Genomic DNA, 1,250 nt, shown 5'->3' with positions numbered 1-1,250 from the left:
GCCCATCCTTTTCTTTGGCTTGGATGTTTGTGTATCATAGCTACTCTTAGCCTTTTTCTTATATAGCCATCTATAGCGAGTAGTTCATTTTTGAACGTGTTGTAGTAACAGCTGCTATTGAGTCCATATTTCTTATTCTCCTCTATGGCTTGCCACAGTGTAAGAAAGTAATTCACTTTCCCACGAATAATCGGATTTACACGATTTATCCACTCTTCTTTACTAAAAGTAAGTGTTTTCCGTGTTTTCATTTTGATTTTCTGCCGAAAATCTTTCCACGTGCTCTCCTTTGGCTTTGCTATATAGTAAGGTTTCCCATCCTTCTTTCGTTTTCTCCAGTGTCCGAAGGTAAACCCTAGAAAATCAAAGTCATCATGATTAAAATTGACAATCTTTGTTTTCTCTATTGATATCTCCAGCCCTAGCTCTTTAAGCTTTTCTTTTGTTATTTGCTCTGCTCTTTTAATGTCTTCTTCTGTTTTCGCAAACAGAAGAAAGTCATCTGCATAGCGTACAAATCGAATATTGTTCAAGTCTAGCGTCCAATCTAGTTCGTTAAGATAGATGTTCGCAAGTAACGGACTTATGACACCACCTTGCGGTGTACCAGAGTCAACTCGATGGTATTTTCCTTCTTCCATGTAGCCAGTTTTAAGCCAGTTCCATATCATGTCTAGTGTTGTACCATCAGCGACATACTTGTTTAGTACCCTCATCAATTTCTTGTGTGGAATGTTATCGAAGAATCCTTTGATATCACAGTCATAGATGTAGTTGTATCCTTTCTCGATGTTCCATGTGATAATTTGTAAAACACGTTTTGCTCCTCGATTTGGTCGATACCCACAAGACCAATTATGGAAGATATGGTCTTCGAATTTTGGTTCGAGTACATTTACGACTGCTTGTTGGACGATACGGTCTTCAATATTAGGGATACCTAACGGGCGTTTCTTTCCGTTTTTCTTCGGAATGTATACTCTTCGAACAGGTGATGGTTTGTATTCTTTCTTTCGTAGTTTCTCTAAGAGTGCATCAAGGTTTTCTTTCTCTTTGCACTCATAACTTTTGATGGTTACCTCGTCGATTCCTCCAGCACCACCGTTAGCTTTGACTTTTAGCCACGCTTCTTTCAGTTTACGGTCAAACAAGATTTGTCCATAAATACTATGCCATTTCATTTTCAACTCTTTATTCAAGCCTATTCCGCACCTTTCACTGTGTACTTCCAGTTCGTTTTTACCCAAGTA

At 38.5% G+C, this 1,250-nt stretch carries 1 protein-coding gene; it reads right to left on the bottom strand.

The annotated features are described in order from the left end of the window. Nucleotides 1–1,199 (bottom strand): group II intron reverse transcriptase/maturase (gene ltrA, locus J2S08_RS22335; protein WP_307233558.1); only part of this gene is annotated, 1,199 nt, incomplete at its 3' end. Between the last annotated feature and the right edge of the window lie 51 nt (nucleotides 1,200–1,250).

Origin of the sequence: Bacillus chungangensis, assembly GCF_030812995.1 — a bacterium.
Lineage (GTDB): Bacteria > Bacillota > Bacilli > Bacillales > Bacillaceae_C > Bacillus_CF > Bacillus_CF chungangensis.
The sequence above is the reverse complement of the archived record's forward strand: the minus strand, read 5'-3'. Positions and strand labels throughout refer to the sequence as shown.